General features: G+C 69.3%; 11 protein-coding genes. 6 read left to right on the forward strand and 5 right to left on the reverse strand.

What is annotated here, in order from left to right; genetic code table 11:
• Nucleotides 1-48: 48 nt before the first annotated feature.
• Together VXC91_RS36685 and VXC91_RS36690 are read left to right on the forward strand one after the other, a co-directional pair.
• Nucleotides 49-1773 (forward strand): hypothetical protein, encoded by a 1725-nt coding sequence (locus VXC91_RS36685; protein ID WP_329511681.1) that lies wholly within the window; start codon nt 49-51, stop codon nt 1771-1773.
• Nucleotides 1774-1786: 13 nt separating this feature from the next.
• On the forward strand, nt 1787-2647 hold the full coding sequence (locus VXC91_RS36690; RefSeq protein WP_329511682.1) for an immunity 49 family protein: 861 nt from the start codon (nt 1787-1789) through the stop codon (nt 2645-2647).
• Between the two features lie 36 nt (nt 2648-2683).
• On the opposite strand, the gene VXC91_RS36695 is transcribed toward VXC91_RS36690, so the two are convergent.
• Complete coding sequence (locus VXC91_RS36695; RefSeq protein ID WP_329511683.1) at nt 2684-2827, reverse strand: hypothetical protein; 144 nt, start codon at nt 2825-2827, stop codon at nt 2684-2686.
• Between the two features lie 386 nt (nt 2828-3213).
• Here VXC91_RS36695 and recD2 point away from each other — a divergent pair, with 386 nt between their 5' ends.
• Together recD2 and VXC91_RS36705 are read left to right on the forward strand one after the other, a co-directional pair.
• Complete coding sequence (gene recD2, locus VXC91_RS36700) at nt 3214-5490, forward strand: SF1B family DNA helicase RecD2 (RefSeq protein WP_329511684.1); 2277 nt, start codon at nt 3214-3216, stop codon at nt 5488-5490.
• 239 nt (nt 5491-5729) lie between these two features.
• Entirely contained in the window at nt 5730-7019 is a 1290-nt protein-coding gene (locus tag VXC91_RS36705) for a citrate synthase (RefSeq protein ID WP_329511685.1), read from the forward strand.
• Nucleotides 7020-7613: 594 nt separating this feature from the next.
• Here VXC91_RS36705 and VXC91_RS36710 read toward each other — a convergent pair.
• Together VXC91_RS36710 and VXC91_RS36715 are read right to left on the reverse strand one after the other, a co-directional pair.
• Nucleotides 7614-9875 (reverse strand): heavy metal translocating P-type ATPase, encoded by a 2262-nt coding sequence (locus tag VXC91_RS36710; protein WP_329511686.1) that lies wholly within the window; start codon nt 9873-9875, stop codon nt 7614-7616.
• An 87-nt stretch (nt 9876-9962) separates the two neighbouring features.
• Nucleotides 9963-10202, reverse strand: coding sequence for a heavy-metal-associated domain-containing protein (locus VXC91_RS36715; RefSeq protein ID WP_329511687.1), 240 nt, complete (start codon nt 10200-10202; stop codon nt 9963-9965).
• A gap of 83 nt (nt 10203-10285) precedes the next feature.
• On the opposite strand from VXC91_RS36715, the gene VXC91_RS36720 reads away from it, so the two are divergent.
• Both VXC91_RS36720 and VXC91_RS36725 read left to right on the forward strand, forming a co-directional pair.
• Nucleotides 10286-10474 carry a hypothetical protein gene (locus VXC91_RS36720; protein WP_329511688.1) on the forward strand — a complete coding sequence of 63 codons (189 nt, stop codon included), beginning with the start codon at nt 10286-10288 and terminating at the stop codon, nt 10472-10474.
• Between the two features lie 63 nt (nt 10475-10537).
• Entirely contained in the window at nt 10538-11581 is a 1044-nt protein-coding gene (locus VXC91_RS36725; RefSeq protein ID WP_329511689.1) for a zinc-dependent alcohol dehydrogenase family protein, read from the forward strand.
• A 154-nt stretch (nt 11582-11735) separates the two neighbouring features.
• Here the strand turns inward: VXC91_RS36725 and VXC91_RS36730 are convergent, their stop codons facing one another.
• A complete protein-coding gene (locus tag VXC91_RS36730; RefSeq protein WP_329511690.1) occupies nt 11736-11936 on the reverse strand; it encodes a helix-turn-helix transcriptional regulator in 201 nt (66 codons plus the stop codon).
• Nucleotides 11937-12322: 386 nt separating this feature from the next.
• The coding region (locus VXC91_RS36735) for an LPXTG cell wall anchor domain-containing protein (RefSeq protein WP_329511691.1) at nt 12323-12531 on the reverse strand (209 nt) is incomplete at its 5' end.

Consider the following 12531-nt stretch of genomic DNA (forward strand, 5'->3'; position numbering starts at 1 on the left):
AACGCGATCACGCTGCCCGAGGGTGCGCTGAAGCTGCCCGATGGCACCGTGCACCTGCCCGAGGGTTCGGTGATTCCGGAGGGTGCGGTCAAACTCCCCGACGGTTCCTTCCAGTTGCCGCACGATGTGCCGGTGCTGCCGGAGGGCAGCATGAAGCTGCCGACCGAGCACGGCGCGCCGGCGCAGTACATGGCCCCGCACGGCAACATCCTCGACGAGCACGGCGATGTGCTGCAGAAGGCCGAGGACGGTCCGGGCGACATCGTGGACCAGCCCGACCTCGGCGACCCGCACGCCGGCTCGGACGTCCCGCACACACCGTCCCCGGTGAAGGAACCGGCCCTGGTCGGCGCGGGCACCCACACCGCGGAACAGGCCGGGCAGCACATCCGCCTGAGCGACAGCCTCGGCCACGACCTCGGCGACGTGGGCCGCACCGGCGACAACGCCGCCGTCCACGCCGGGGGCGACATGCCCACCGTCCACGCCGGCGGCGAGAACGTCCCGGCCGTGCACGCGGGGGACCACCTCCCCGGCGCGCACGCCGGAGACCACCTCCCCGGTGGACACGCGCCCGACAACGTGCCGACCAACAGCCTCGACACCCACACCCCGGCACGCGCCTCGGACAACGCGATACCCACCACCGCGGACGACCACCTGCCGGGCGGGCACGGCCACGAACCCGGCACCGGCGGTAGCGGGCACGACCTGCCGGGCGGCGGCACCGACACCCTGCCGGGTCATGGCCATGGCGTGCCGCCCGGCCGGGGGCCCTTGGACGATCTCGGCCATGCGGCCGACGATGCGGCCGGCGACATGGGCGGTGCCGGAGAGCACACACCAGGCGGGCACAATCCGGGTGACGAAGCTCCTGCTGCCCATGACGGTCCCGAAGACCCGGCGCACATGTCTCCGGAGCGCAAGCTCGAGATCATGCAGGAGCAGGTGGCGCGGGCAAACCACGACCCGGACTACTTCAAAGAGTTCTACAAATCCAACGGCAATCGTAAGAGCGTCGAGATTCCCGACCACACGGGCCTTGTCCCACCTCAACTCGTCAAAGACGTGAACACCGGCGAGTGGATGGCGGCCAAGGACGCCCCGGAGCCTCTGAAGCCCGATTACCTCGAGGATCCCGTGGTGCGCGGGCGGGAGCACATCACCCCCGAAGGGCTCAAGACTCTCGACGATGCGGCGGCTCATCGGCACCAGGCGGTCAACTACGACCAGGCGGCCGGTCGGCACAAGGCGGAAGCCGTACAGGCACATCACGACGCGCCCAATCCGGAAACTGAGCTCACGCGGACAGAGCGGAGCTACGAGTACAAGGCGGCGCACCGTGATATGGGGGACAGCGCCGAAGCCTACGGTGAATCCATAGCCGAACACCACGTCATACCCGAGCACTATCCACATGCCACCCGGGAACCGCTGGACGGTCCCTTGAACGGCAATGACCAGTTCGACCAGGTCTGGCGACGTGATGACGGCGGCTACGTGGTCGTCGAGGCCAAGAGCAGCGTGGACACGGAGCTGGGGGCGCGCAACCTGCCCAATGGTGAGCGGGTCTCCCAGGGGACGAGAAAGTACTTCGACGATATTCTCCGCGAAATGCGGGAACGGGGCCGTTACAACCCGAAGGAAATGGATCTGGCGGATGAACTCGAACACGCCCTGTTGAACGACAAGTTGGACTATATCGTCGTCAAGGGAAATCGTAACGTCGGCGAGTATGCCGGGTACACTATGTCGAAGTTCGACATCAGGTGATCGGGAGAGCGCAGTGAGTGTACGAGTGGCACGGCATGGAGCTCCGGGCCCCGATGACGAGGCCTACGCCAAGTCGCTCGGTGAAAGCACGGCGAAGTCGATCCAATGGCTGGAAGAATCGCCCCGCATGTTCAACTCGACGCTGGGCAAGGCGGTCCTGCACGTGGACGCGCGCTGTGCCGTCGACCCGCAGGCGGGGCAACTGGAGACATGGGAAGCCGTGGTCACCGCGATGCAGGTGGGTTCGGCGATGTTCGCGGCGGCGGTGACGACCGAGGAATCGGTGCAATGCCGTATCAACCGGGAGATGCGGACCATTCCCGCGACGGGTCCGCAGGATTACACGGATGCGGGCAACTGGCTCACGGCTTTCTGGCTCGCGGTCGTCTGCCGTGAACAGAGCCGCATGACTCAGCTCTGCGAAGTCCCGATCGAGCTTTTGCGGGCTTCCGGTGCCGAGGTGGACGAATACGTCTACCACTGGGTGGATGCCCTGCAGACTTACTGGCTCAGGCGTCCAGGACTGGTCGAGAAGCTGGTGGCCGCCATCGAGGGGTCCTATCCGGAAGCCGCAACGATCACCCCGGCCGACCTGCTGCAGAACATCCTCTACCAGCCGATCAACCTCTTCCATCGCTTCGTACGCAAGGACGAGCAGGGTTTCAACCAGGCCCTGGTGGAGGCCCTTGAGCTGCACAAGCAGTACTGGACCGCGGACGAGGACCGTGCGCGACGGGCCGACGGACTGGTGGCCCTCGGCCTTCTGGCGGTCGTCTGTCTCGCTCATGACGGCGGGATCCCGATCGAGGTCGAGTCCGACTACCTTCCCAAGCACCTCGTCCAGCGCAGCTGGCTGGGTGAGTTCGAGACCTGATCCGCAGGGAAGCCCACCTGTCGGCCCCCCAGGTCGTCAATCCTCGTTGGAGGCGCTCCCGTTCGCCCGCCCCGAGTTCACCCGCTTGACCCCGACCAGGACCCGATACCGCTCCCGTGCCGCGAACTCCGCAGGCTCCCAGACCGCCGGGCGGCCCACCTCGGCGCACAGATGCAGCACCCGCCCCTCCTCCACCCGGACCCCGACGTGGGCGCCGTAGGCGTCATCGGTGGCGTTAACAGCATCAGATCGAGCGGCCGGGCGGTGGGCACGCGGACCGTGACCCGCGTGTCCGTCCACAGGTCGCTCGAGCGCAGAGCGGGTGGGGCCAGTCCGAAGTGCCGGAGCACCGCGTAGGCGAACAACTGGCAGTTCGCGCCGGCCGCCAGGTCCGGGCGAGCGATCACCGCCGGTGATCCCGGGTAGCGGGAACCCACGTAGGGAACGCTCCAGAAGGCGGCCGGCAGGTCGCGCAGCACCGGATCCATGACCCCAGCATGCAGCAGCCTCGGGTCCGCGATGACCGTGCCGTCGTCACTGTCAGTCCTCTTCGGTAGCGTCGGATCATGACCCAGGAGGCGAGTCGGGCGGGGCAGGCAGGGGCCGGGGAACGGCGCCTCGCCGTGCTGGAAGGTGTGCTCGAGCGGATCACATACGCCAACGAGGAGAACGGATACACGGTCGCCCGCGTCGACACCGGCCGCGGCGCCGGTGATCTGCTCACCGTCGTCGGCGCGCTCCTCGGCGCGCAGGTGGGGGAGTCGCTGAGGATGGAGGGGCGCTGGGGCTCCCATCCGCAGTACGGCAGGCAGTTCACCGTGGAGAACTACACGACGGTCCTGCCGGCCACCGTCCAGGGCATCCGCCGCTACCTCGGCTCCGGCCTTGTCAAGGGCATCGGCCCCGTCTTCGCCGACCGCATCACCCAGCACTTCGGGCTCGACACCCTCCAGATCATCGAGGAGGAGCCGAAACGGCTGATCGAGGTGCCGGGCCTCGGGCCGAAGCGCACCAAGAAGATTGCCGACGCCTGGGAGGAGCAGAAGGCGATCAAGGAGGTCATGCTGTTCCTCCAGACCGTCCAGGTCTCCACCTCCATCGCCGTGCGCATCTACAAGAAGTACGGCGACGCCTCCATCTCAGTCGTCAAGAACCAGCCCTACCGCCTCGCCGCCGACGTCTGGGGCATCGGATTCCTCACCGCCGACCGGATCGCCCAGTCCGTCGGGATCCCGCACGACAGCCCGGAGCGCGTCAAGGCCGGTCTGCAATATGCCCTCTCCCAGTCCACCGACCAGGGCCACTGCTACCTCCCGGAGGAGCGGCTGATCGCGGACGCGGTCAAACTCCTCCAGGTCGACATCGGACTGGTCATCGAGTGCCTGGCTGAGCTGGCGGCGCCGTCGGAGGACGACTCCGAGCCCGGTGTCGTACGGGAGAGGGTGCCCGGACCGGACGGCGGGGACCCCGTCACCGCCGTCTACCTCGTCCCTTTCCACCGTGCCGAGCTGTCCCTCTCCGCCCAGCTGCTGCGCCTCCTGCGCACGGACGAGGACCGGATGCCCGCCTTCGCGGACGTGGCATGGGACAAGGCGCTGGACTGGCTCAAGGAGCGCACGGGGGCCGAGCTGGCGCCCGAGCAGGAGGAAGCCGTACGGCTCGCGCTGACCAGCAGGGTCGCCGTCCTGACCGGAGGGCCGGGTTGTGGCAAGTCCTTCACGGTGCGGTCCATCGTCGAGCTGGCCCGGGCCAAGCGGGCCAAGGTCGTCCTCGCGGCGCCCACCGGACGCGCCGCCAAGCGGCTCTCCGAGCTGACCGGAGCCGAGGCCTCCACCGTCCACCGGCTGCTGGAACTGAGGCCCGGCGGGGACGCGGCGTACGACCGCGACCGCCCGCTCGACGCCGACCTGGTCGTCGTCGACGAGGCTTCCATGCTCGACCTGCTCCTGGCCAACAAGCTGGTGAAAGCCGTGCCGCCGGGGGCCCACCTGCTCTTCGTCGGCGACGTCGACCAGCTGCCCAGCGTCGGTGCGGGGGAGGTCCTCAGGGATCTGCTCGCCGACGGGAGCCCCGTCCCCGCCGTCCGCCTCACCCGTGTCTTCCGCCAGGCCCAGCAGTCGGGTGTCGTCACCAACGCGCACCGCATCAACTCCGGGCAACACCCGCTCACCGACGGGCTGAAGGACTTCTTCCTCTTCGTCGAGGACGACACGGAGGAGGCCGGCCGGCTCACGGTGGACGTCGCGGCGCGGCGGATCCCGGCCCGGTTCGGACTCGACCCGCGCCGCGATGTGCAGGTGCTCGCGCCGATGCACCGCGGGCCCGCCGGCGCCGGCACCCTGAACGGGCTGCTCCAGCAGGCGGTCACCCCCGCCCGCCCCGATCTGCCCGAGAAGCGGTTCGGCGGCCGCGTCTTCCGTGTCGGCGACAAGGTCACCCAGATTCGCAACAATTACGAGAAAGGGAAGAACGGTGTCTTCAACGGCACCGTGGGCGTGGTCACCTCGCTCGACCCGGTCGACCAGCGCCTCACCGTGCTGACGGACGAGGACGAGGAGGTTCCGTACGAGTTCGACGAACTGGACGAGCTGGCGCACGCGTACGCGGTGACCATCCACCGCTCACAGGGCAGTGAGTATCCGGCGGTGGTGATCCCCGTCACCACCGGGGCGTGGATGATGCTCCAGCGCAACCTGCTCTACACGGCGGTCACCCGCGCCAAGAAGCTGGTCGTGCTCGTCGGTTCCCGCAAGGCGATCGGACAGGCGGTGCGCACGGTCTCGGCGGGCCGGCGCTGTACGGCCCTGGATTTCAGGCTGTCGCCGAGGCCCCTCGAGGGCTGAGCCCCGCCCCGATCTCCCACGGACCGCCCGGCGACAAAATGATCGATCAAATGAGTCGCAAAGGTCACAGAGTACTTCCGGAACCGGTCGAAGCGGGGCAGGATGAGCAGATTGACGGCACTCAGTGCCGCCGATGCGCCCGAAGGCCGACCCCGAGTGCACTCTCCTGCGCCAAATGGGGGATGGTAGAGACAGTCAGGGCACCTCGAAGATGAGGCACTACGTCGGTGAGGGAAGACGTGAGCGACAACTCTGTAGTACTGCGGTACGACGGCGGCGAGTACACCTACCCGGTGGTCGACAGCACCGTCGGTGACAAGGGCTTCGACATCGGGAAGCTCCGCGCCCAGACCGGTCTGGTCACCCTGGACAGCGGTTACGGCAACACCGCCGCCTATAAATCCGCCATCACCTACCTCGACGGCGAGCAGGGCGTTCTCCGGTACCGCGGTTACCCGATCGAGCAGCTGGCGGAGCGCTCCACCTTCCTGGAGGTCGCCTACCTGCTGATCAACGGCGAGCTGCCGACCGTCGACGAGCTCTCCGCCTTCAAGAACGAGATCACGCAGCACACCCTGCTGCACGAGGACGTCAAGAACTTCTACACGGGCTTCCCGCGGGACGCGCATCCGATGGCGATGCTGTCCTCGGTGGTCTCCGCGCTGTCCACCTTCTATCAGGACAGCCACAACCCCTTCGACGAGAAGCAGCGCAATCTCTCCACGATCCGCCTGCTCGCCAAGCTTCCGACGATCGCCGCGTACGCCTACAAGAAGTCGATCGGCCACCCCTTCGTCTACCCGCGCAACGACCTCGGGTATGTCGAGAACTTCCTGCGCATGACCTTCTCCGTGCCGGCGCAGGACTACGAGCCTGACCCGGTCGTCGTCTCCGCGCTCGACAAGCTGCTGATCCTGCACGCGGACCACGAGCAGAACTGTTCGACCTCGACGGTGCGTCTGGTGGGCTCGTCGCAGGCCAACATGTTCGCCTCGATCTCGGCCGGCATCAATGCGCTGTGGGGCCCGCTGCACGGCGGCGCCAACCAGTCCGTCCTGGAGATGCTGGAGGGCATTCGCGACTCCGGCAACGACGTCGACACCTTCATCCGCAAGGTGAAGAACAAGGAGGAGGGCGTCCGCCTGATGGGCTTCGGCCACCGGGTCTACAAGAACTTCGACCCGCGCGCCAAGATCATCAAGGCCGCCGCGCACGATGTGCTCTCCGCCCTGGGCAAGGACGACGAGCTCCTCGACATCGCCCTGAAACTGGAGGAGCACGCGCTGTCCGACGACTACTTCGTCGAGCGCAAGCTCTACCCGAACGTGGACTTCTACACCGGCCTGATCTACCGCGCGATGGGCTTCCCGACCGAGATGTTCACGGTCCTGTTCGCCCTCGGCCGCCTGCCGGGCTGGATCGCCCAGTGGCACGAGATGATCAAGGAGCCGGGTTCCCGCATCGGTCGCCCGCGCCAGATCTACACCGGCGTGGTCGAGCGCGACTTCGTTCCGGTCGAGGGGCGCTGAGCAGGAATACATACGTAAGGCGTACGTCGTCGTAGAGCGACGTACGCCAGGTGCGCGGCCTGCGTCCTGGTCTTAGGCCGTACGAAAAGTCTTATGAAAAGCGGAAGGCGCCCCGCAGCCGGTCCCCCCACGGGCCGACGTGCAGGGCGCCTTCCCATGTCCCGGTGCGGATTCCCCCCACGGGATCCGGCCGGGCGTTTGCGGGACAGCGCCTGAATCGCTGCGAGCAGAACGAGCACAACTCGGCATACCACTGCGGTTGCGGTCTGCCGGGACGCGTACGGACGGGAGGGCCGCTCAAAGCTCCCCGGTGCACGTGTCCCGGCAACGCAGTTACCTGGGAACGTCCCCCAAGACATCCCCGGATGTCAGTCGCGCCCCCCAAGACGCTTCCGACACCGACAACTTAGACTCACGAACCCTTCCGCTGGTTACGTTCACATCATTGTGATCTGCGTCTCTTGCGTATGTCCTGAAGATACGCAAGAGCCCGGACATGTCGATCGACAGCCCCAGCGTAAGGATGCTGCGCGAGCCTTGTGAAGAGCTTATGTGAGGCTCGCGTCGGACTCTAGAGGGACTCTCACCCTCGCGTCACGAGAATGCCCGTAGCCGAAGGCTGTTGGTGACCACGAACACCGACGAGAAGGCCATGGCCGCTCCCGCGGTCATCGGGTTCAGCAGCCCGGCGGCGGCCAGGGGCAGCGCGGCCACGTTGTACCCGAAGGCCCACACCAGGTTCCCCTTGATCGTGGCGAGTGTCCGCCGCGAGAGCCGGATTGCGTCCGCGGCCATCCGCAGATCCCCGCGCACCAGTGTCAGATCGCTCGCCTCGATTGCCGCGTCCGTCCCGGTCCCCATGGCCAGACCCAGATCCGCGCCGGCGAGCGCGGCCGCGTCGTTGACGCCGTCGCCGACCATGGCGACGGTCCGTCCCTCGCTCTGGAGGCGCCTGACGACGTCGACCTTCTCCTCCGGCAGCACCTCGGCGATCACATCGCCCACATCGATGCCGACGGCGCCCGCCACGCCCTCGGCCACCGCCCGGTTGTCCCCGGTGAGCAGGACCGGAGTGAGCCCCAGGGCACGGAGCTCCCGGACGGCCTCGGCGCTGGTCTCCTTGATCGGGTCGGCCACCGTGAGGACACCGAGTGCCACGCCGTCACGGGCGACCACCACGGCCGTACGCCCCTCGGCCTCGGCCTCCGCCTTCACCCGGCCGAGTACGTCCGGGAGGGCGTCCGGGAAGCGGCCCACGGTGACCTCGTGCCCCTCCACGCGCCCGCGCACGCCGAGCCCCGGGACGTTCTCGAACCGCTCCGGCGCCGGAAGGCTGCCGACGCGATCCTGAGCCCCTGCCGCGATCGCCTGGGCGATCGGGTGCTCGGAGGCGTGTTCCAGGGCGCCGGCGAGCCGCAGGACGTCCTTCTCGTCGCCCTCCTGGGCGGTGTGCACCCCCTGGAGGGCCATCCGGCCCGTGGTGACCGTTCCGGTCTTGTCGAGGACCACCGTGTCGACCCGCCGCGTGGACTCCAGCACCTCCGGGCCCTTGATGAGGATGCCGAGCTGGGCGCCGCGGCCCGTACCGACCATCAGCGCGGTCGGGGTGGCGAGACCCAGCGCGCACGGACAGGCGATGATCAGCACCGCCACGGCCGCGGTGAAGGAGGCGACCGTGTCGCCGGTGGCGCCCAGCCACACCCCGAACGTGCCCAGGGCGATCAGCAGGACGACGGGCACGAAGATCCCGGAGATGCGGTCGGCGAGGCGCTGCACCTCCGCCTTGCCGTTCTGCGCGTCCTCGACGAGCCGCGCCATCCGCGCGAGCTGTGTGTCCGCGCCGACCCGGGTCGCCTCGACCACCAGCCGGCCCCCGGCGTTCACGGTCGCGCCACTGACGCCGTCGCCGACGGTCACATCGACCGGCACGGACTCTCCGGTGAGCATGGACGCGTCGACCGCGGAGGCGCCCTCGACGACCGTCCCGTCCGTGGCGATCTTCTCGCCGGGCCGTACGACGAACCGGTCGCCGACGGCCAGCCGGGCCACCGGTACGCGCACCTCACGGCCGTCCCGCAGGACCGCGACGTCCTTCGCGCCCAGTTCGAGCAGCGCCTTCAGGGCCGCGCCGGCGCGCCGCTTGGAGCGGGCCTCCAGATAGCGGCCGAGCAGGATGAACGCGACGACTCCGGCGGCCACTTCGAGGTAGACGGTCGACGACCCGTCGGCGCGGGAGACGGTGAGGTCGAAGCCGTGGCGCATGCCGGGCATGCCCGCGTGCCCCCAGAACAGCGCCCACAGGGACCAGCCGAATGCCGCGAGTGTGCCGACCGACACCAGTGTGTCCATGGTGGCCGCGCCGTGCCGGGCGTTCGTGAACGCCGCCTTGTGGAAGGGCAGTCCGCCCCATACGACGACGGGCGCGGCGAGCGTCAGCGAGAGCCACTGCCAGTTGTCGAACTGCAGGGCCGGGACCATCGAGAGCAGGACGACGGGCAGGGCGAGCAGAGCGGAGACGGTCAGGCGCTGACGGAGGGCGGCCGACTCGGGGTCTTCCCCCGGGGCCCCGGTCGCTGCGGGACGTTCCGGCAGTTCGGGCTGCGGCGGGGGAGGTTCCTCGGCCGTGTAGCCGGTCTTCACCACCGTGGCGATCAGGTCGGCGACCTCGATCCCGGCGGGGTAGGAGACTTTCGCCTTCTCCGTCGCGAAGTTCACCGTGGCGTTGACGCCGTCGATGCGGTTGAGCTTCTTCTCGACTCGGGCCGCGCAGGAGGCGCAGGTCATGCCGCCGATCGCGAGTTCGACCTCGGAGTGCGTGGCCGCGTCTATCGTGGCCGGTGGTGCGGTGCTGGTCATGTCCGGACTCCAGACAACGGACCGGGCCGTGCGGAGCCGGTATCAGCTGGTCGGTACGGCCCGGTGCGGGGAGCAGATGCCGGCGGTTCAGGCCTTGCCGACGAGTTCGAAACCGGCCTCGTCGACCGCGGCCTGCACGGCCTCGTCGTCGAGGGGTGCCGCGGAGACCACCGTGACCTCGCCGGTGGACGCGACGGCGGTGACCGAGCTCACACCGGCAAGAGCGGAGACCTCACCGGAGACGGAGCCTTCACAGTGCCCGCAGCTCATCCCGCTTACCTTGTAGACGGTCGTCACGGAACCCGGAGTCTCGGTCTGTGCGGTCATCTCTCCAACTCCTCGGGGAGGCTCGTGTGGCTTACGTCAGCCACACTGTACCCCTAGGGGGTATTTATCCAAGAGATTGCGGGGTGAGTCCGCGAACCGCGCGGTCTGCCGGTACCGGCGGTGATGCGCTGACCGGCCGCGCCACCGGGTGGGCCCCGGCCTCGCTGCGGCGCTGCCACCGGCGGTTCGGGCTGCGCGAGGAGGAGCCGGTGGTGGCCGTCGCGGAGAAGATGGCGGACCGGGACCAGGACACGGCCGGGGTGCGGGGTTAGCGTTCCGCCGGAGAGACGATCTACGGGCCGGGGATCGCGGGCACGGGCGGAGGGTGCGGTCGTATGCGTGCGGTGGTGTTCGAGCGATACGGGGAGCCGGCCGAGGTGCGCGAGGTGGCGGACCCGGAGCCATCCGAGCACGGGGTCGTGGTCCGGGTCGAGGTGACGGGGCTGTGCCGCAGCGACTGGCACGGTTGGATGGGGCACGACCCGGACATCACGCTCCCGCACGTGCCCGGGCACGAACTCGCCGGTGTCGTCGAGGAGGTGGGCGCCCGGGTGGCCGGATGGCGGCCCGGGGACCGGGTGACGGTGCCCTTCGTCTGCGCCTGCGGCAGCTGTCCCTCCTGTGCGGCGGGCGATCAGCAGGTGTGCGAGCGGCAGACGCAGCCGGGGTTCACACACTGGGGGTCCTTCGCGCAGTACGTGGCGTTGGAGCACGCTGACGTGAATCTGGTGGCGGTGCCCGAGGAGATGTCGTTCGGCACGGCGGCGGCCCTGGGGTGCCGGTTCGCCACGGCCTTCCGCGCGGTGGTCCAGCAGGGCCGGGTGGCCGCGGGGGAGTGGGTCGCGGTGCACGGCAGCGGAGGTGTCGGACTTTCGGCGGTGATGATCGCGGCGGCTTCGGGGGCAAGGGTCGTGGCGGTGGACGTCTCGCCTCGAGCCCTTGAGCTGGCACGGAAGTTCGGTGCGGCCGAGTGTGTGGACGCGACGCTCGCCGAGGACACGGCGGAGGCGGTCCGCGACCTGACGGGCGGCGGCGCGCACCTCTCCCTCGATGCACTGGGCTCCCCGGTGACCTGCGCCGCCTCGGTGAACGGACTGCGCCGTCGCGGCCGCCACATCCAGGTCGGCCTGCTGCCGTCCCCCACGGGCACGAGTCCGGTTCCCATGTCCCGGGCGATCGCCCTGGAACTGGAGATCATGGGCAGCCACGGCATGGCGGCCCACACCTACCCGCCCATGCTGGAACTGGTCCGCTCCGGCGCGCTTCGCCCCGACCTCCTGGTCACGTCGACGATCCCGCTGTCGGCGTCCCCGGAGGCACTGGCGGCGATGGGGGCGGCCCCGGGCCGGGGAGTGACGGTCATCGAGCCGTGGAGCTGAGACGGCCGCAGCGGCAGTGAGGATCGTTGCGGCCGGGGACGGGCCGTAACGGTCCTCGGCCGGCCCCGGAGCGGCGTCCCGATCACGGGGCAACCCGGCCACGGCGCAGTGGCCCGCCCCGGACGGGACGGGCCACTCCGCGGGCAGGGGGCGGTCAGGAGCCGGCGCGCCCCCGATTGCCGGGGCGGGAGGCCACCCATGCCCGGACCGTGTCGGCGTACCAGTAGGGCTTGCCGCCCTCCACATGGTCCGGTGGCGGAAGCAGACCGTGTTTTCGGTACGACCTCACGGTGTCCGGCTGCACCCGGATGTGCGCGGCGATGTCCTTGTACGACCAGAGACGACGGTCGGTCATCAGTAGCACCTCCCCGCGCGCGCCGCGGCGGCGACCGGGGGAGGCCGTCGGGGGAGCCGGACGCTGCGCTGGCGATCACAAAGGCTGTGCTCCCTCAACGACGCATCTCGGGCAGCGGACAGGGCCTGTGAAGCGGGTGTGACAGAAGAGCCGCGTTCACGGGACATGTGTGACACGAGGGAGGCGTTTGTGACACGGATGATGAATTCGGACCGGGCGCGGACGCTTGCGAGGCATGGACTCTCCTCGCTGTCCTCGCACACGGGGACGGCCCAAGGGCGGCACCCATGTGAAGGGTGCCGCCCCTGGGCCGTCGACCGAAGAGGAGACGTGCCGGGGCGCGCGGCACGGGCGCCGGGCGCGCGGTGCGCCCGGCACCCGGCGCACTACCGGTGGGACGTCGCCCGGCCCCGCCGGTACAGGATCAGCCCACCGGCCAGCATCGCCACGCTGACCGCCGAGACCGCGAGCAGACCCGTACTGCCGGTCTCGGCCAGGGCGGGCGCCGTGTGCGACGACGACGTGCTGGGCGAGTTGATCACCGGGGTGCCGATCTGCGGCGTGTCCGACTGGCCCGGCTGCGTCTCTTGGCTCT

Source organism: Streptomyces chiangmaiensis (assembly GCF_036281785.1).
In the GTDB taxonomy this organism is placed as follows: domain Bacteria; phylum Actinomycetota; class Actinomycetes; order Streptomycetales; family Streptomycetaceae; genus Streptomyces; species Streptomyces chiangmaiensis.

Coding starts and splice junctions, on each gene's coding strand:
- VXC91_RS36715 (WP_329511687.1), bottom strand. CDS start 10,202: ATGACCGCACAGACCGAGACTCCGGGTTCCGTGACGACCGTCTACAAG.
- VXC91_RS36710 (WP_329511686.1), bottom strand. CDS start 9,875: ATGACCAGCACCGCACCACCGGCCACGATAGACGCGGCCACGCACTCC.
- recD2 (WP_329511684.1), top strand. CDS start 3,214: ATGACCCAGGAGGCGAGTCGGGCGGGGCAGGCAGGGGCCGGGGAACGG.
- VXC91_RS36730 (WP_329511690.1), bottom strand. CDS start 11,936: ATGACCGACCGTCGTCTCTGGTCGTACAAGGACATCGCCGCGCACATC.
- VXC91_RS36725 (WP_329511689.1), top strand. CDS start 10,538: ATGCGTGCGGTGGTGTTCGAGCGATACGGGGAGCCGGCCGAGGTGCGC.